Here is an 18,882-nt window from a genome sequence, read left to right as displayed (position 1 = left end):
AGCATATGAAAAGCATAAAATATATAATTAGTTGTACTCTTTTACTGGTCACAATTTCAATTAAAGGTCAGCAAGATCCACTGTATACGCAATACAATTATAACATGAATGTTATTAACCCTGCTTACGCAGGTTCTAAAGGTGTATTTAGTTTGGGTGTTTTAGGTAGGTCTCAATGGGTAGGTATAGAGGGTAGCCCAAGAACGTTAACATTGGCAGCGCATTCACCTGTTGGTAAATCTGTAGGTCTAGGGCTTTCTGTAATTGCAGATCGAGTTGGGCCTGTAAGAGAAACAAATATTTTTGGAGATTTTTCGTACACGATTGTAACTTCAGAAAATAGCAGATTAGCCTTAGGTTTAAAGGCAGGTGTAACTTCTTTACAAGTAAATACCTTAACTGCAAACAATAATAACGATCCTTTAAACGTACCTATAGATAGGACTGCACCCAATTTTGGAACAGGTGCTTATTTCTATACAGACAAATTCTATGCTGGGTTTTCGATACCAAATTTGTTAAAAACCAGGTATCTAGAAAAATCTGCTGGGGTTGTATCTACAGCATCAGAAGAAATGCATTATTTTATTACTACTGGTTACGTTTTTGATATTTATGATGATTTAAAACTAAAGCCTTCTACCATGATTAGAGGTGTAAAAAATGCACCTTTATCTGTAGATATTTCAGCCAATTTACTTTGGCAAGAGAAGTTTGAATTTGGTGCATCTTACAGGTTTAACAAATCGTTTTCTGGTGTAATTGGCTTTTTACTAAATGAAGATATGAGAATTGGTTATTCATATGATCAAAGTATTGGAAACTTTGGGAACTTTAATTTTGGCTCACATGAAATAATGTTGCTTATCGATTTTAACCGAAGAAATTTAAAAAGTCCAAGATTCTTTTAAACTTAAATTATGAAAAAAATTATACTACCATTTCTTTTCTTAACCTTAAGTCTATTTGCTCAAGAAGAGAACTACACTATTAAAAATTTAGATATCAATAAAAAATACCAAGATTTTGGTGTTAGCTTCTATAACGATTCTACAGCCGTTTTTGCTTCAGCAAGAAAAACGGTTTTTATGAAACGTGTTTGGTCTGGCAATCACGAGCCTTTTTTAAGATTGTATCAAGGAAAAATTTCATCTGATGGAGAAATTACAAATCCTACAGAATTTGGTCATCAATTAGATACCAAATACCATGAGTCTAACCTTAGCTTTTCTAAAGATTTAAAAACTGTTTATTTTGATAGAAATAACTACTTCCATAAAGAATACAGAACAAACGAAGAAGGTGTTAACCTAATACAAATTTATAAAGCCAAAATAGACGAAAATGGCAAATGGGTAGCTGTAGAAAGATTGCCTTTTAATAGCGATGAATTTAGCTCTGGACATCCTGTTTTAAATGCAGACAATACCAAGCTTTACTATATATCAGACAGGCCAGATTCTTATGGAGAGACCGATATTTATGTAGTAGATATAAATGCTGATGGTTCTTATAGCGAACCTAAAAATTTAGGAACCACTGTAAACACCTCTAAAAAAGAAATGTTTCCTTTTATAGATGAAAACAATATGTTGTATTTTTCTTCTAACGGATTCAATTCTGGAAAAGGAAATTTAGATGTTTATGCTACCAAATTAAACAAGCAAGGCGATTATTTTGCACCTCAAAACTTAGGTTTTCCTATAAATAGCAATCAAGATGATTTTGCTTTTGTGAAACAAAAAGGTAAAAATACAGGCTATTTTTCTTCTAACAGAGAAGGTGGAAAAGGAGATGATGATATTTACGCAATAACCGAAATTAATGCACCAATTTTTGAATGTAAAGAAACCTTAAAAGGTATTGTTGTAAATAACAAAACAACCAACACCATTGCATCTGCAGAGGTAAAATTGTTTCATAACAATAAAGAGTTAGCAGCTGTAATTACAGATAAACAAGGTAGATTTTCTTTTACCATAGACTGTGAATTAAACTACAAACTAGAGGCTTCTAAAGAAAATTTTCATCAAGCATTTAAAGAAGTTGCAAGCTCTAAACAAAATTTTATAGAAGTTGATTTAGAGTTAGAGCCTATAGAAAACAATCACTTTATTACAGTTAGAGATCAAGTTATGCTAAACATACCTCCTATTTATTTTGATTTAGCAAAGGCAACCATTAAAAAAACATCAGAACAAGAATTACAAATGGTGGTTGATTTAATGAACAGATATCCAAAAATTATAGTGCAAATTAGAGCACATTCAGATAGTAGAGGAAATGATAGTTATAACCTAAGGCTTTCTGATAGAAGAGCAAAAGCAACCGTAAATTGGATTCTTGACAAAGGTATTGCCAAAAACAGAATTTTCGGAATTGGTTTTGGTGAAGAAGATTTGGTAAACGAATGTTCTAATGGTGTGCAGTGTTCAGAAGAAAAACATCTAGAGAATAGAAGAACTGAATTTGTTATTTTAAATCCGTTTACAGTAGGTAAATAACTAATCTATCTTTTTATTTCTTTTAAACCAACTGTAATTGTAGTAAGTGAAACCACTAAAATTTAGGTGTTCACTTAGTTCTACATCATTCTTAGACAATTCTAAATGAAACGTTTCTTCTGCTTCTTGAAATCTATGACTTTGTAACCATCTGCCCATAAAATGATTTTCATGAGAGAATAATATAGAAACTTCTATATGTGAATGAATTGCATCTAAATAGTTTAACCTGTCTTTTACGTAAACGTAGCTGTATTTTGGGTCTTTTACATAATCGTGTATTAAAAGTTTATCTACATGCGCGCTTATTTGATCTACTTCTTTTCTCGTATATCTGCCAACGTAAGCCTCAGTTTTAACATCCATATTATCATCCTGAGCAAGTTCTTTCATCACTTTTAAAGAGCTAATGAAATAGTTGAAAGAATTTTCTCTATTGCATTTTAACTGTGCATTTTTTAAGTAAGTTTCACAGTAATAACCATTATCTACAGATTCTTTTTTGTTCCAATATTCATATTCTATATTATAAATATCAAAACGTTCTAATTCGTTTTCCCTAGATTGGTTATAAGGATGAATTGCTTTGATAAAAAAATCTCCAGTTTCACCTGATGCGCTTACACTTTTTACACCAAAATCTTTTTTAGCCTTACAAATAAAATCGGCTAATAATTGGTTCTTAGAGGCATCACCTAATGGAAATCGTTTATGTACTTTATGTAAATCATACAAAATAAGTTCATCTATTTCATTAGTTTCTACAAATTCGAAAAGTTCATGCTCAAGCGTATAAGAACCTAAAATATTTGCAAAATTATCTACATATAATTTTCTTTCTTGACCATAAATAGTAGTCATTAAAAGAAGGCAAACAACAGAGAATAAGTGGTTTAATTTTATCATAACGTAAAGATAAACAATTATAACAAAAAAAAACCACTCCAAATTTGAGTGGTTTTATATATTATTTTGGAGTTTTAGCTTTTTCCTTTTACAAGACTTAAAACTACTGCTGCAATTCCTAAACCTATTACTATGAATGAGTTGGTATTGTCCTGTGCTTCTACTAAACTAACATCGCCAATGGCCACTTTAGTTTCTGGTATTACCATTGTGTAAATTCCGTAAGCTAATAAAACTACACCTACAATTAGTAATACTGTTTTAATTGTTTTGTTCATAATTTGGTTGTTTATTGTGAGTTACGAATTTAACAATTAAAAGCAACTAAGATTAACGCTATCAAAACTTAGATTAACGTTTACCTATAAATCAAAACCAATATTTACGTTTAATTTGTTAGCAATAAGCTTGGTAATTCTTGATTTTACTTCAGGAATTTTTACACTTTCTAACACCGTATTTGCAAAGGCAAACATTAATAATCCTCTACCTTCTTTTTTAGGTATTCCTCTTTGCTGCATGTAAAATAAAGCATCATCATCTAGCTGACCAATTGTACAACCATGAGAACATTTTACATCATCTGCAAAAATTTCTAATTGAGGTTTTGCGTTTATTGTGGCTTTATCACTAACTAAAACATTATTGTTTTGCTGGTAAGCATTGGTTTTTTGAGCTTCTTTCTCTACAATTACTTTACCATTAAAAACACCTGTAGAGCGTTCATCAAAAATACCTTTATAATCTTGATGCGATTCGCAATTTGGCTCTATGTGATGTACTAAAGTATGGTGATCTACATGTTGTTTACCTTCAATAATTGTGATACCTTTTAAAATAGAGTCTATATGTTCTCCATTTTGATAAAAGTTTAAATTATTTCTAGTAATGTTACCACCAAATGAGAACGTATGCACAGATACTACACTGTTCGATTTTTGATTTACATAAGTATTGTCCACTAATGAAGCATTGGTATTATCGTTCTGAATTTTGTAATAATCTACAGTTGCACTTTTAGCCGCAAAAACTTCGGTAACAACATTAGATAAAACCTCGTTAGAAGTTAAACTTTGATGACGTTCTATAATTTGAACATGAGAATTTTCTTCAACCACAATTAAATTTCTTGGCTGAATCATTGTTGCTGGCTCAGAACCTGTTGTAAAATTAATAATCTGAATTGGTTTCTGAACTTCGATATTCTTTGGGATGTAAATGTAAGCACCCTCTGATGCAAATGCAGTATTTAAACTTGTTAAGTTATCTTGTTTGGCAACTTTATTAAAATAAGTTTCTATTACTGATTTGTATTTTGGTTTATTTAATGCAGAAGACATTAAGCAAACATCGAATTTCTCATGCGTTGTTGCAGATAAGAAAGAACTGTATTTACCATCTATAAAGACTACTTTATAAGTGTCTATATCATGAATAAAGTACTTTTTAACATCTGCTAATTCTACAGCTTTTTCTCTATCAGGAAAAATGCTATAGTCGTTTTTTAAAAGTGAGTTTAAAGATGTGTATTTCCAAGCTTCCAATTTTTTGGTTGGGAAACCTAGCTTGTCAAAGTTTTCTAAAGCTTTAGAACGTATTTCATGAACTTCTGAGTTCAAGTCTACATTGTCTTCAAAAGCTACATAAGAAGAAAGTAATTTATCTTTTAATTCCATTTTATTTCGTTTGAAAGTTAAAATCACAAAGGCTATTACAAATAGCTTTTGTGTTTAAACTAGTTCCTTTTTAATCCAATCATACCCTTTTGCTTCTAATTCTAATGCAAGAGAGGCATCACCAGTTTTTACAATTTTACCATCGTGTAAAACGTGTACAAAATCTGGAACTATATAATCTAAAAGTCTTTGATAATGTGTAATAACAATTACAGCATTGTTTTTAGATTTTAATTTATTTACACCATTTGCAACAATACGTAAAGCATCAATATCTAAACCAGAATCGGTTTCATCTAAAATGGCTAATTTTGGCTCTAACATTGCCATTTGAAAAATTTCGTTACGTTTTTTCTCTCCACCTGAAAAACCTTCATTTAACGAACGAGATAAAAATTTACGATCTATTTCTAACAATTCAGACTTTTCACGAATCTTCTTAAGCATATCTTTAGCAGGCATATCTTCTAAGCCTTTTGCTTTTCTAGTTTCGTTAATAGCTGTTTTTATAAAGTTAGTTACAGAAACACCAGGAATTTCTACAGGATATTGAAAAGATAAAAATACTCCATTATGAGCTCTTTCCTCAGGTGCTAGTTCACTAAGATCTTCGCCATCTAATTCTATACTACCATTGGTTACTTCATAATCCTCCTTACCTGCAACTATGTTTGCTAAAGTACTTTTTCCAGCTCCATTAGGCCCCATGATTGCATGAACTTCACCAGCTTTCACCTCTAGGTTTAATCCTTTTAAGATAGATTTTTCTTCTATTGCTGCGTGTAAATTGTTAATTTTTAACATGTTTTCTACTCTTTAGTTTTGAGCTTTTGGCTCTATGCTATTTAATAATTTTTCTAATTTTTCGTAATCTTTTGGAGAATGTTGTATAATCACTTCTGCATTTTCTTCTTCTGCAAATTCTTCAAAAGCCTCCATACTTTTTATAGTTTGAGGTGCATTGTAATTAAATGATGGTACTCTTTTATGTATTCTATTTTCTTCGAAATGATACAAATCACCAGTTAATAAAATTGGTTTTTCTAAACCTGTAACATTTACTAATAAAACTTGATGCCCAATTGTATGACCAGGCATTGCTTTTATAATTACTGTACCATCTGCAAAAACATCATAATCTCCATATAATTTTTGCACTTTGGTTAGATTTTTAAAAGCTTCATTTTTCGCTTTTACAGTATCTCCAAGAGTTACATTAAATTCATCATTCTGAATTAACAGAGTTGCATCATTCATATAACTGGCATGACCTGTATGATCAAAATGAGAATGAGACATTGCAAAATATTTAAAATCTTCTACTTTAAATCCTATCGATTTTAGTTGATTTTTCAGTGAATCTTGTCTTTGAATTCGATATACTCCACTTGGCTCATCAAAAGGTTCTGGCAATACTAATTGTTCTGGTAAACCAGCATCCCACATCAAGTTTCCTTTTGGATGCGAAATTACATAATAGGTATCTGTAAATTGCTTTTGTTGACCTGTATAAGTTGTATCTTGAGAAAAAACCTCTAGCTTTTTCACCAAAATAGATCCTCCTTTTAATTGATACAATTTCACTTCAGGAACATTAGGTGATTGTGCTTCTTTCTTTTCTGCATTTTTGCAGCTTACAATACTAATTGCAAAAAATAAGTAGAATAGGTTTTTCATTAATTTGGTTTAAGTTAATTTTTATGCTTATCCTACAGAACCTTCTAAAGAAATTTCTAATAATTTCTGTGCTTCTACAGCAAATTCCATTGGTAACTTGTTAAGTACTTCTTTACTAAAACCATTTACAATTAATGCAATTGCTTTTTCTGTATCTATACCTCTTTGATTACAATAAAATAATTGGTCTTCTCCAATTTTACTTGTAGTAGCTTCGTGTTCTATTTGAGCTGATTTGTTTTTAGCCTCTATATAAGGAAATGTATGTGCACCACAAGCATTACCCATTAAAAGTGAATCGCATTGCGAAAAATTACGTGCATTTTCTGCTCTTGAGTTTATTTGTACTAAACCTCTGTAAGAATTTTGAGATTGACCTGCTGAAATACCTTTAGAGATAATGGTTGACTTGGTATTTTTACCCAAGTGAATCATTTTAGTACCTGTATCTGCTTGCTGAAAATGATTAGTTACTGCTATAGAATAAAATTCACCAACAGAATTATTTCCTTTTAAAATACAAGAAGGATATTTCCAAGTTACTGCAGAACCTGTTTCAACTTGTGTCCAAGAAATTTTTGCATTGGTTTCACACAAACCTCTTTTGGTTACAAAGTTAAATACACCACCTTTTCCGTTTTCATCTCCAGGAAACCAGTTTTGCACTGTAGAATATTTAATTTCTGCATCATCCATAGCAATTAATTCTACAACTGCAGCATGCAATTGATTTTCATCTCTTTGAGGTGCAGTACAACCTTCTAAATAAGAAACATAACTACCTTTGTCTGCAACAACTAAAGTTCTTTCAAATTGTCCTGTTCCTCCTTCGTTTATTCTAAAATAGGTTGATAATTCCATAGGACATTTAACACCTTTTGGAATGTAACAGAAAGATCCATCAGAAAAAACAGCCGAATTTAAAGCTGCATAAAAGTTGTCTGATGTTGGCACAACTGTACCTAAATATTTTTTCACCAACTCTGGATGCTCTTGTATGGCCTCTGAAATTGGCATAAAAATAATACCTTTTTCACCCAAAGTTTTCTTGAAAGTAGTTGCTACAGAAACAGAATCCATTACAATATCTACTGCAACATTTGCTAATTTCTTTTGCTCATCTATAGAAATACCTAATTTTTTAAATGTTTCTAATAAATCAGGATCTACCTCGTCTAAAGAATTTAATTTTGGTTTCTTTTTAGGTGCAGAATAATAGGCAATTTCTTGAAAATCTGGCTTAGGATATTTAACGTTAGCCCAATCTGGCTCTGTCATTTTTTCCCAAACTCTAAACGCTTCTAGCCTCCATTCAGTCATCCATTCTGGCTCGTTTTTCTTTTTAGAAATTGCACGAACAACATCTTCATTTAAACCTTTAGCAAACGTCTCACTTTCTATATCTGTATAAAAACCATATTCATACTCTTTGGTTTTTAATTCTTGTTCTAAATCTTCTTCTGTATACTTTGACATGATTGTCTAATTTTAAAGTGAAAATGATTCTCCACAACCACAAGTTCTATTTGCGTTTGGATTGTTAAACACAAAGCCTTTACCATTTAGACCTCCTGAATATTCTAAAGTGGTACCAACTAAATATAAAAAGCTTTTTTTGTCTACGACAATTTTTACATCATTCTCTTCAAAAACTTTATCGTTTTCTTGTTGGTTACTATCGAAAGTTAAATCATAAGATAAGCCTGAACAACCTCCACTCTTTACACCAACTCTTACAAAATCTTTTGTTGAGTCAAAGCCATCATCTGTCATCAGTTCAATGACTTTTCTCTTTGCTGTGTCTGAAACTTTTATCATAATTTTAAATAGATTAAATCTAAATTGTCTGCAAATATACGACATAAGTCGCAAAAAAAACACAAACTTTCATTATGAAACCTAATGTGGTTATTGGTTTTATTGATTAGTTTTTAAAAGCAGGATTATTGATAAAATCTTGATCTGTAAGTGTTAATAAAAACGCTTTTAAATCGGCCTTTTCTGCGTCACTTAAACCTACTCCACCTTGATTTACTTTTTTCATCAAAGGATCTATAGTTTCTGAGAATTTTAGGCCTTCTGAATAGTGATTGATAACTTCTTCTAAGGTAGAAAAACGTCCATCATGCATGTAAGGTGCTGTATAAGTTAAATTTCTTAATGATGGTGATTTAAATTTACCATTATCTGCAGGATCTCCAGTAATGGCCCCTAAACCTAAATCTGTAAAGGTTTCATCTAAACCATTGTTATGAAATTGATTGTCTGTCCACAGTGGATTATTATTGCTTCCATGGCAATGAAAACAATCCCCTTTTTCTTCACTCATAAAAATGTTAAATCCATTTTGTTCTTCAACTGTTAGAGTTGCTTCACCCAATAAATAGTTATCAAATTTTGAATTTGCAGAGATGATAGTTCTCATAAATTGAGCAACTGCCTTAGCTACCAAGTCTGAACTGATTTCTGAGGTACCAAATGCCAATTGAAACAAATCTGGATACCTATCATGATTGTTTAACCTTTTGGTAATCTCTTTTAAATCTCCATGCATTTCTACAGGATTTACAATGGGCTCAATTACCTGATTTTCTAAACCAAATTCTTTACCATCCCAAGCAAAACGCTCATCAAAATTCCAGGCTAAATTGAATAAGGGCATAGAATTTCTTGAACCTAAATCTCCTTCAGCACCTTCACTGAATTGAAAACTGTCTGAAAAAGCTTCTTGTAATTTGTGACAGTGAGAACAAGATTGTGTTTGGTTACCAGATAAAATTCTATCAAAAAACAACTTTTTACCCAAAGCTACCCCTTCTTCTGTAAGCGGATTATCAGCAGGGATAACAGGTGCTATAAGCTTATCTGCAAATAATTCTGGTATTTGTAAATTGTAAGAAACAGGTACATAAATATCTTCCTCTTTAGATGAGCAACTCATTAAAAAAGTGATAAATAAAATATATACACCTAATTTTCTCATATCCTTAAAAGTACTAATTATTGGTTATTTCACCTAGAGAAAAAACAGATTGACCATTGGCATTCATTAAAACTTGAGCATCGAAATTGGGCATTAAAACTGTATTAAGTTCGTTTAAATTCCAGGTATTTGGATTTTTAAACCATTCTGCAACATTCATTTGAATTTCTATGGTTGTATTGTCTGAAATTTCGACATTCCCTAGGTCTATATCTATTGAAGTATCTTGTAAAATTAAGTTATCTGGATCTGTAATATCTGCAGCTCTAATTGCATGATAATTAAAATTAGCATCTGCATTATTAGTGTCTTTGTATTTGCCATCAAATTGTATGTAATGATAGCCTCCACCCAACATTTCTGGAACATTAAAAGAAGCTGAATTCAAATCTGGATAAATACCATCTAAATTATCTGCATCATTAAAACCAAATGTAAAATTAAGTGATTTTGAGCCCTTGGTAATACCCTCTAAAACAATCTCTGCACCTGTATTTTCACCAACATCAATAAGTTGATAATTATTGGCTACTGCCCCAATTGTTGTATTTGAAACCACATATCTTAATCTTTCAATACTAATTAAATCTCCATTTTCATTGGTAAATTTAAACTGATTAAAATCTGATGATGAAATTGCTGTACCATCCCAATTTTGGGTAAATTTAAGAGTAATATTTACAGTTTCTATATTTACATCATTGTCTTCTGAACAGGCCAAAAATGTAAAACAAAATACTACTAAAGTGAATATTATTTTTTTCATAAAATTATTTTATATGTATAATCAGTCCGTCTGAAAAACCTTTATTCTCAGAGATATCTAAATCTGAACTGCTACTTTCTCCTACAGCAATAATCTGGTTATTATTAAGTGCAACAGCATCAAAAAGTAATTCGTTTTCTGAACCACCCACAAATTGTTGCCAAAGTAAATTACCATTATTATCCACTTTTAAAACCCAAGCATCATTTTGACCATTATTGGTAAAACCTGAATCTAAACTTCTGGAATTACCAGAAATTATAAATTCACCATCTTGCGTTTTAGAAATAGATCTTGCCACATCAAAACTAGAGCCACCAAGGTTTTTGTCCCAAATTAAATTACCATCTGACGATATTTTTATCATCCATAAATCTGCACCTCCATTGTTTGAAGATACATCTTGATCTGTACTTCTTGTATCACCAACAACAAAAAAATTGCCATCATCTGTGGCTGCAATTCCTCTTGGTTCTTCTACTTCTGAGCCACCAAAACTTTTTTCCCAGATTAATTCTCCAGTATTAGAAAGTTTGAAAAGCCAATAATCATAAGTGCCTTTGTTGTTGCTTATATTAAAATCTTCGCTATCTGAAGATGCTGCAATTATGTATTCATTTGCGTTGGTTTCAATGACTCCAAAAGGCACATCTGTAAATGAACCTCCAAAATATCTGCTCCAAACTAAATCACCATTATTGTTTAATTTTATAGCCCAAACATCTCCTCCTGCATGTCTTTCTAAAGTTTTGGAATTACCTTGACCATTAGAAGCTGTTACATCTAAAACACCCGTAATTAAAAAACCATTGTCTGCTGTTTGAAGCAAAGCATTACCTGTATCTGCACCTGAAAATCCAAAAGTTTTTTCCCAAGAAATACTGCCATCGAAAGTGGTTTTTATCATCCAAAAATCTTGTGCACCTGCATTTTCATCTACATCAAAATCTGAACTTTTACTAAACCCAAATAATGCAAAGCCACCATCATTTGTAGCTATTAAATCTGCTGCTCTGTCATCATCTGAACCACCATAAGTTTTACTCCATAATAAAACGTGGTCTGATGAGAATTTCATCAACAAAAAATCGAAACTTTCATCGGTTTTATCTTGAATATCAAAATCTTTACTTTGTGTGTATCCTAAAACTGCATAACCACCATCTAAAGTGCTAACCACTGATTGATAAACGTCGTTTTTAGAACCTCCATAAGTTGTTGCTGTAACTTCTTTTGTTGAATTTACAAAAGAAAAACCTCCTCTAATTTCTGGGTCTGAACATTGAAAAAGTAAAAAAAGAGATGCTAAATAGCAGAGTTTTTTCATTCAAAAATTTATTCTGATTTTTTAATTAAAAACAATCCGTTTTCAATATCACTAACTACAATTACGCCACTTTCAAAATAAGGATAAACATTCCAAACTCCATTAAATGAAGCTAAGTTATTAGCAGGCCTTGTATCAAAAAAACCAACTTCATTAATAGTTTTATTGGCAATGTTGGTAATGTCTATCATTCTAACACCTGCTGTATAATTGGCTAAATAAAACGTATCATCTTTAACATACCCATTATGATCTATAGCTGCAGTTACACCTAAATATTCAAAGTACAATTTAGGATTATCTAAATCGATAAAATCAAAAACTACAGTTCTAGTTCTTCCTCCATTTCTTAACTCATCTAACTCATCACCTAAAAGAAAATAACTCATGTCTTCTGTAAACCAACCTTGGTGTGTATACTCTACATTAGAATAACTTATTGATGATAGTTTAATAGGATTTCGTTTGTCTGTAATATCTACAATTACAACTTCTGTTTCATTACTACCAATTAATATTTCTTTTCCTACATGTTCTGTGTCTGGCCCATTATAAGTAACAACTTGAGCATCATGAGAGTAGTTTGTAAAACCACCTTCGTTTACCGGATTTAAAGGATCTTGAATATTGATAAATAGAGGACCACCAGCAAAAGTGCCACTTCTACTTGTACCAACAGGATATGCATAACCTTCACTTTCATTAATGACAATATTGTGTGCACTACCAAAATTGGTATAGGTAGCGTCTGCATCGAAAACAACTGGCGGATTTGCTACATCTCTTAACTTTGTTAAATCAAAAACTTGCATACCATGATTGGATGCTTCACTAACCACAAAAGCATGATTGTTATACACTTTTACATCTCTCCAATCGCTATTTACAGTTGCAGTTGGTAAAAAACCAACTATTACTGGCTCTGTTGGCTCACTAATATCTATGAAAGAAACACCAGAATTTAAGCCCATTAATGCATATTCTTTATTGGTTGTTGGGTCTGTCCAACCCCAAGAGTCATTACCACTTAAGTTATTGGTAGCTGTGTTTGATAAGTCTAAATCGCTTAAAGAAATTCTAGCCAATAAATCATAACCATTACAAGGAAAACCACCAGCCGAACCATTTTCACATTTGGTTATGGTATCATCATTCGTATCAACAATATCTACTACAGGATTTGGATCTGTGATTTGTGAATCTGAAAGATCTTTAGAACAACTAAATGAAACAAGAATTACTAAAAACAATACTTTTTTAAACATAACATTTTTTTTAGGTTGGTAGCAATAGTGCTGATAAAACGATAAGTAACAAAGCGTTATTGCACAATTATTATACCAAAAATAGAATTTATAATTGAAATCAAATTAAAATCTCTGTTAAAGTAACTCTATCAATTTTAAGAATGTGACTATCTTTGCAGCATGTTAGAAGATAAAAATCAGAATAAAACGTCATTGGCTGAACTTGGTGAGTTTGGTTTAATAAATCATATTACAAAATACTTTAAAGCAAATCATACCTCTACAGTGAAAGCTGTTGGAGATGATGCTGCTGTTTTAGAAGCTTCAGAGCAACAAACTTTAATTACTACAGATTTGTTAATAGAAGGTGTACACTTTGATTTAAGTTACATGCCCTTAAAACATTTAGGTTACAAAGCTGTAATGGTTAATTTATCTGATGTTTATGCTATGAATGGAACTGCAGAGCAAATTACTGTATCCATTGCTGTTTCTAACAGATTTCCTTTAGAAGCTATTGAGGAATTATATGCAGGTATTCAATTGGCTTGTTCTACTTACAATATTGATTTAGTTGGGGGTGATACCACTTCTTCTACAAAAGGTATTTTAATTTCGGTTACTGCAATTGGTAAAGTCAACAAAGAAGATGTAGTTTACAGAAATACCGCAAAAGAGACTGATTTAATTGTAGTTTCTGGTGATTTAGGTGCTGCCTATTTAGGACTACAAGTTTTGGAAAGAGAAAAGCAAGTTTTTCAAGTAGACCCAAATAATCAGCCAGACTTAGATAATTATACATATTTAATTGAGCGTCAATTAAAACCTGAAGCACGTAAAGACATTCCTGGTTTACTGAAAGAATTAGAAGTAAAACCAACATCTATGATTGATATTTCTGATGGTCTGTCATCAGAACTTTTTCACATTTGTACACAAAGCAAAGTTGGTTGTAAAATTTACGAAGACAAATTGCCTTTAGACCCTCAAGTAATCTCTGCTTGTGAAGAATTTGAATTAGATTCTACAATGGTTGCTTTAAGTGGTGGTGAAGATTATGAACTACTTTTTACTGTGCCTATTGCTGATTTTGATAAAATAAAAGGAAACCCTAATTTTTCTATTATTGGCCATATCACAGAAGAAAATCAGGGTTTACAATTAATTACAAGAGCCAATCAAGAAATTGAATTGAAAGCTCAAGGTTGGAATTCTATGCAATAGTGCTATTGTTTCTTTAAGTTTACACTAGCTCAAAAATTTAGAGTTTTAATAAAGTTGGTTGTTTAAGAAATACGTTACCAATTCTGAAGAAGTCTTTAAATTTAGCTTATTAAGTATATTTTTTCTGTGCGTATGAACTGTATGAATGCTTATAGATAACTTAGCTGCAATTTCTTTGCTAGAATTATTTAGAGAAATTAATCGAATAATATCTTGCTCTCTAGAGGTTACAGCTGCTGATAAAAGTAACTGAGAATAATTTTTATAAAACAAAGTTTCGTATTCATTATTATCATTAAGAATTTTAATACTAGCAATTATAGGCCTTTTATTTTTTTCATCTATTAAACTGCAATGTGTTATACCAATTATTGGTTTTCCCTCACCATCAAAATAAATTGGTGTTTGATGTTCTACAATATTAACATATTCGTCTTTGCTATTTTTAACTCTAATATTCCAAGTATAGCTTAATTTATGCCTGTCTTTCTTTTCAACTTTAGTCATAGTAAAGTTCATCAAATCTTCTAACATTGATAAAAATACAGGCAAACTTTCAGGGTCAAAATGAGAAAACCAATACTTAATACCTTCAGTTGTCATTTTTTCTACACTTAATCCTAAAGTATGTTCAAAATTTTTACTCACAAATTCATAAATCTGCTTTGATGTATTTGTAACAATAAAAAAAGATTGCATAGGAGGTAAAAACTCATCCAACTCTCTTAACTTTTGAATATGATCTGCTACAATAGTTCCATCATACTCTTTGTAAGTATCAAAAACCTCTTTAAAAAGATTGTATTTCTGCTTTTGCATATATTTCTTAAATAACGATTTACTCAAATACTATTCTTAGATATATTTATTTAGAACACCAAAATACCTTAAACTAATCTATAATTTAAAAGTTCATTGATATTTATTTTGAGGGATAAATTGCATTTCAATAAAAGCAACGAAAGCATTGATTTATTGAAACAATTAATGGGAGATTGTTTGATTTACTATGATATTATGATTCATTAATTTAAGAGAGCCATAACCACCAAGAAAAATACATAGGCTAGAAAGAAAATGATTTCCTGTCAATTTTTCAAGAAAAAAACCAATAATAAATCCAAAAGTAATTCCTAAAAGAACCTTTAAGTAATACTTGGTTAACTTTTGTTTAGCCAAAGCAATTTGCAAAGCATTACTATCTGTAAAATTCTGATTTCCATTAATAAACAAATCTAAATTACCAATAAAATCTGCATATAAATTCTGAAAAGCAATTGGCGTAATTTGCATATTACCAGGTACATAGTAAGTTATGCTAAGTATATCTAAATTTTGAATTATGGTAATTCTAGATTCCCAATTTAAAGGATTCATTTTCCAACCATCTACTAAAGATGACTTCTTAAAAAAGGTAAATGTATTTGTACTTTCTCTCTTTTTCTTGAAATTGTAAAGTTCAAAATACTGAGTTAACTTTTCTTCTAAATCATATTGATTATCTACAACAAATTCGAAGCTTTTCCGATAAAAATCCATTACTTGAGTAAAATTGGATTAAACAACAATTTTTTTCCAAAAATAACATTTATTTAACAAATTCTTTCAAAAGATCTTGCAATTCTACTAGATTTTCTATGTGACTCATATGTCCGTTAGTCAAAGTTTTTAATTCTGTTTTTGTTGCTGAAGCTTCTTCTACAGATTTTTCATAACTCAAAACAGGATCTTTTTTACCAGCAATTATTAATTTTTTAAAGCTATTGTTGGCCAACACATGGTTTTGGTTTGGCCTTAGACGCATACCTTCATTTGCTGCTATATACCCCTGAACAGGTGTTTTTAAGGCTTCCTTTAAGGCTAAATTAATTTCTTCATGAAATGCATTTCTACTAGTTTCTGTAAATAAATTTACAAAAGACATACGAACCAAGTTTTCAAAATTGTTTTGTACCATTTTATTAGCACGAACTCTTAGTGCTTTTCGCTCTTCATCATCTTCATTAGAAGTTGAATTTAATAAGCATAAGCCTTTTATGGCATCAGGGTTTCTATCAGCCAAAGTCAATGCTACATACCCTCCTAAAGAATGACCAACAATAAAATACCTTCTCAATTTTAGGAATTTTAAAACAGCTTCTATAGCTTCAGCAAATAATTCTAAACTATGCACATAACCCAAACATGCTGTATCTCCATGTCCTAATAAATCTATAGAAATTACTCTATTTCTTTGTGATAGAGTTGGTGCTATATTTTTCCACATGGTTTTATTTTCTAAAAAACCATGAATCAAAACAATAGCAGTTCCTTTACCAACATCAGAAAAAGAAATATTTATTTTTTTAAAAGTTATCGATTTTTGCATCACACAAAAATATGTATATTTCCACTTCTAAATTAACCAAAACATGAACAAAACAAAAGAAATCTGGATTGCTGGTTTTGCACTCTTTTCACTTTTTTTTGGAGCAGGAAATTTAATTCTACCACCAACTTTAGGTGCCAAAGCAGGTTTAGACTGGTGGATTGTTGTTTTGGGCTTTGTTACCACAGCTGTTACCATACCTATTTTAGCCATTTTTGCTCACGCAAAATTACAGGGTACTTTATATGATTTTGGTAAAAAAGTATCACCAGTATTTAGTACAATTTATTGTTTGTTGATTTATAGTATTGCCATTGCAATTCCTTCTCCTAGAACTGCAGCAGTTACGCATGAAATGACTGTGCAACCTTTTTTTGACACATCAACACTATTTACAAGTATCATTTACTTTGTACTTGTTTTTATTTTTGCCATCAACAGGTCTAGAGTTATTGGTTTAATAGGAAAATTCTTAACGCCTATTATTGTAATTATATTATTAATTATTATTGGCATTGCCATTTTTACATCACCAGCAAGTTTATCTGCTTCTACTTTTAATACTCCTTTTGTAGATGGTTTATTGGAAGGTTACCAAACTTTTGACGCTATTGGAGGTGTTGTTGTAGGTGCTGTAATTATCATTTCTTTAAACTACAGCTCTCACACTACTTTCGAAGCTAAAAGAAAGCTTATTAGAAAAGCTGGTTTTATTGCTGGTACAGGCTTATTACTAATTTATGGTGGTCTTATTTTAGGAGGATCTTTATTTGCGAGTACGTTTGCAGAAAATGCTTCTAGAACCGAAATTTTAACCAGTTTAAGCACACAAACATTAGGTAATTTTGGAACAACTTTTTTAAGTGTATTGGTTGCTTTGGCCTGCTTTACAACTGCAGTTGGTATTGTAACAGGTTCTGCAGATTATGTTAAGGGTATTTGCAACAATTCTCAAAAAGCTTATTTAATTACGGCTGCAATTGCTTCGTTAATTGGCATTTTTGTTGGCAGCTATCAAGTAGATTTTATTATAACACTTGCAGTACCTGCTTTAATGTTTTTGTACCCAATTACTATAATGCTAATTTTACTAAACATTGTGCCAGATAAATTTGCTTCTAAATTAGTGTTCAGGGGTGTAATTCTGGTAACTTTCATTTTTAGCATTCCAGATTTTTTAGGCTTTATCATTCCTAGAGAAAACTTAACTGGTATAAAAAGTATTATTCCTTTAGCAGAAAATAGTTTGGGCTGGGTTTTACCTGCTTTATTAACTTTTGCACTTTTAAATCTTAGCACTTTTAAGTCTGAAAAAGATAAATTACAAGCTTAAATTTTATCATTTAATAGAAATATAACTTTTAGCAATTCAAAATACTGTAAATTAGCTACTTTAAATTGGGGCTTTGTTAAACTATTATCTTTATCCACATAACACATCTAAAGAATGGGTAACCTTTGTACATGGTGCAGGAGGTAGCAGTTCTATTTGGTTTAAACAAATACGAGATTTTAAAAAGCAATTTAATGTACTCATTTTAGATTTAAGAGGGCATGGAAATAGCAAGCCTACTTTAAAAGACACTTTTAATCCAAAATATACTTTTGATTCTATTACCAATGATATTGTAGAGGTAATAGATCATTTAAAAATTGAAAAATCGCATTTTATTGGTATTTCTTTAGGTACTATTTTAATTAGGAATCTTGCAGAAAAAAAACCAGATTTAGTACAAAGTATGGTAATGGGTGGTGCTATTATTAAGTTAAACACTCGTTCTCAAATCTTAATGAAATTGGGTGTTATCTTTAAATCTGTAGTACCTTACATGCTACTCTATAAATTCTTTGCATTTATTATAATGCCTAGAAAAAATCATAAAAAATCGAGAAGTCTTTTTGTAAACGAAGCTAAAAAATTATATCAAAAAGAATTTATAAGATGGTTTAAATTAACCTCTGAAATAAATCCTTTATTACGCTTCTTTAGAGCAAAAGATATAAAGATTCCTACTTTATATGTTATGGGTGCAGAAGATCATTTATTTTTGCCATCTATTAAAAATATTGTGAATAAACACACTACAAGTTCTCTTTTTATAATTAACAATTGTGGGCATGTTGTAAACGTAGAACAACCAGAAGTATTTAATAATGAAACTATTGGTTTCATTAATTCTCTTGCATAAGCCTTTTTAATATTC

At 30.8% G+C, this 18,882-nt stretch carries 19 protein-coding genes; 5 read left to right on the top strand and 14 right to left on the bottom strand.

What is annotated here, in order from left to right; genetic code table 11:
• Window positions 1-5: 5 nt before the first annotated feature.
• Window positions 6-911, top strand: a complete 906-nt coding sequence (locus V7R38_RS05370; protein ID WP_041383492.1) for a PorP/SprF family type IX secretion system membrane protein — start codon at window positions 6-8, stop codon at window positions 909-911.
• Window positions 912-920: 9 nt separating this feature from the next.
• The gene (locus tag V7R38_RS05365) at window positions 921-2,504 is read left to right on the top strand and encodes an OmpA family protein (protein WP_334056457.1); all 1,584 of its coding nucleotides are present in this window, start codon (window positions 921-923) and stop codon (window positions 2,502-2,504) included.
• On the opposite strand, the gene V7R38_RS05360 is transcribed toward V7R38_RS05365, so the two are convergent.
• The 11 genes from V7R38_RS05360 to V7R38_RS05310 all read right to left on the bottom strand — a co-directional run bounded on the left by V7R38_RS05360 (window position 2,505) and on the right by V7R38_RS05310 (window position 13,104).
• Window positions 2,505-3,410: a hypothetical protein gene (locus V7R38_RS05360; protein ID WP_334056455.1), complete on the bottom strand. Its 906-nt coding sequence runs from the start codon at window positions 3,408-3,410 to the stop codon at window positions 2,505-2,507.
• A 74-nt stretch (window positions 3,411-3,484) separates the two neighbouring features.
• On the bottom strand, window positions 3,485-3,688 hold the full coding sequence (locus tag V7R38_RS05355) for a hypothetical protein (RefSeq protein WP_334056453.1): 204 nt from the start codon (window positions 3,686-3,688) through the stop codon (window positions 3,485-3,487).
• 84 nt (window positions 3,689-3,772) lie between these two features.
• Window positions 3,773-5,086, bottom strand: a complete 1,314-nt coding sequence (gene sufD / locus V7R38_RS05350; protein WP_334056451.1) for a Fe-S cluster assembly protein SufD — start codon at window positions 5,084-5,086, stop codon at window positions 3,773-3,775.
• A 54-nt stretch (window positions 5,087-5,140) separates the two neighbouring features.
• The gene (gene sufC, locus V7R38_RS05345; RefSeq protein WP_015481352.1) at window positions 5,141-5,890 is read right to left on the bottom strand and encodes a Fe-S cluster assembly ATPase SufC; all 750 of its coding nucleotides are present in this window, start codon (window positions 5,888-5,890) and stop codon (window positions 5,141-5,143) included.
• Between the two features lie 12 nt (window positions 5,891-5,902).
• Window positions 5,903-6,763: an N-acyl homoserine lactonase family protein gene (locus V7R38_RS05340; RefSeq protein ID WP_015481353.1), complete on the bottom strand. Its 861-nt coding sequence runs from the start codon at window positions 6,761-6,763 to the stop codon at window positions 5,903-5,905.
• 27 nt (window positions 6,764-6,790) lie between these two features.
• A complete protein-coding gene (gene sufB / locus V7R38_RS05335; RefSeq protein WP_334056448.1) occupies window positions 6,791-8,239 on the bottom strand; it encodes a Fe-S cluster assembly protein SufB in 1,449 nt (482 codons plus the stop codon).
• 12 nt (window positions 8,240-8,251) lie between these two features.
• Window positions 8,252-8,581, bottom strand: a complete 330-nt coding sequence (locus V7R38_RS05330; protein WP_334056446.1) for a HesB/IscA family protein — start codon at window positions 8,579-8,581, stop codon at window positions 8,252-8,254.
• A gap of 106 nt (window positions 8,582-8,687) precedes the next feature.
• Entirely contained in the window at window positions 8,688-9,746 is a 1,059-nt protein-coding gene (locus V7R38_RS05325) for a cytochrome-c peroxidase (RefSeq protein ID WP_334056444.1), read from the bottom strand.
• Between the two features lie 13 nt (window positions 9,747-9,759).
• Window positions 9,760-10,512: an MbnP family protein gene (locus V7R38_RS05320; RefSeq protein WP_334056442.1), complete on the bottom strand. Its 753-nt coding sequence runs from the start codon at window positions 10,510-10,512 to the stop codon at window positions 9,760-9,762.
• 4 nt (window positions 10,513-10,516) lie between these two features.
• Entirely contained in the window at window positions 10,517-11,839 is a 1,323-nt protein-coding gene (locus tag V7R38_RS05315; protein WP_334056440.1) for a hypothetical protein, read from the bottom strand.
• Window positions 11,840-11,847: 8 nt separating this feature from the next.
• On the bottom strand, window positions 11,848-13,104 hold the full coding sequence (locus tag V7R38_RS05310; RefSeq protein ID WP_334056438.1) for a choice-of-anchor B family protein: 1,257 nt from the start codon (window positions 13,102-13,104) through the stop codon (window positions 11,848-11,850).
• A gap of 162 nt (window positions 13,105-13,266) precedes the next feature.
• On the opposite strand from V7R38_RS05310, the gene thiL reads away from it, so the two are divergent.
• A complete protein-coding gene (gene thiL, locus V7R38_RS05305; RefSeq protein ID WP_334056436.1) occupies window positions 13,267-14,310 on the top strand; it encodes a thiamine-phosphate kinase in 1,044 nt (347 codons plus the stop codon).
• Between the two features lie 45 nt (window positions 14,311-14,355).
• Here the strand turns inward: thiL and V7R38_RS05300 are convergent, their stop codons facing one another.
• The 3 genes from V7R38_RS05300 to V7R38_RS05290 all read right to left on the bottom strand — a co-directional run bounded on the left by V7R38_RS05300 (window position 14,356) and on the right by V7R38_RS05290 (window position 16,678).
• Window positions 14,356-15,129 carry a LuxR C-terminal-related transcriptional regulator gene (locus tag V7R38_RS05300; RefSeq protein WP_334056434.1) on the bottom strand — a complete coding sequence of 258 codons (774 nt, stop codon included), beginning with the start codon at window positions 15,127-15,129 and terminating at the stop codon, window positions 14,356-14,358.
• 165 nt (window positions 15,130-15,294) lie between these two features.
• Complete coding sequence (locus tag V7R38_RS05295; protein ID WP_334056433.1) at window positions 15,295-15,849, bottom strand: hypothetical protein; 555 nt, start codon at window positions 15,847-15,849, stop codon at window positions 15,295-15,297.
• A 49-nt stretch (window positions 15,850-15,898) separates the two neighbouring features.
• Window positions 15,899-16,678, bottom strand: coding sequence for an alpha/beta fold hydrolase (locus tag V7R38_RS05290; protein WP_334056431.1), 780 nt, complete (start codon window positions 16,676-16,678; stop codon window positions 15,899-15,901).
• A gap of 43 nt (window positions 16,679-16,721) precedes the next feature.
• Between V7R38_RS05290 and brnQ the strand changes: the two genes are divergently transcribed.
• Window positions 16,722-18,011 carry a branched-chain amino acid transport system II carrier protein gene (gene brnQ / locus V7R38_RS05285; RefSeq protein WP_334056429.1) on the top strand — a complete coding sequence of 430 codons (1,290 nt, stop codon included), beginning with the start codon at window positions 16,722-16,724 and terminating at the stop codon, window positions 18,009-18,011.
• Between the two features lie 73 nt (window positions 18,012-18,084).
• Entirely contained in the window at window positions 18,085-18,867 is a 783-nt protein-coding gene (locus V7R38_RS05280; protein WP_334056427.1) for an alpha/beta fold hydrolase, read from the top strand.
• Window positions 18,868-18,882 lie beyond the last annotated feature (15 nt).

Source organism: Polaribacter sp. P097, assembly GCF_036864555.1.
In the GTDB taxonomy this organism is placed as follows: Bacteria; Bacteroidota; Bacteroidia; order Flavobacteriales; family Flavobacteriaceae; genus Polaribacter.
The sequence above is the reverse complement of the archived record's forward strand: the minus strand, read 5'-3'. Positions and strand labels throughout refer to the sequence as shown.